Genomic DNA, 286 nt, shown 5'->3' on the forward strand with positions numbered 1-286 from the left:
GTCTGGTGAGAAATTTAATCTTGCTTCGCCAAAACAATTAGGTGATATCCTTTTTGGAAAAATGGGATTACCTGGAGGTGCTAAAACGAAGGGTGGACAATGGTCAACCTCTGCACAAACCTTGGAGGAATTGGCTGCTGAAGGCCATATTTTACCGCGTAAAATTATTGATTGGCGTCAACTTGCAAAACTAAAATCTACCTATACAGATGCTTTGCCATCTTATATTTTACCAAAGACGGGGCGTGTTCATACGAATTATTCTTTAGCAATAACATCAACGGGA

At 39.9% G+C, this 286-nt stretch carries 1 protein-coding gene; it reads left to right on the forward strand.

What is annotated here, in order from left to right:
* Positions 1-286 (forward strand): DNA polymerase (locus tag ACFINZ_RS11410; protein WP_375701569.1); only part of this gene is annotated, 286 nt, incomplete at both ends.

It is taken from the genome of Bartonella sp. AA81SXKL (assembly GCF_042196945.1).
Lineage (GTDB): Bacteria > Pseudomonadota > Alphaproteobacteria > Rhizobiales > Rhizobiaceae > Bartonella.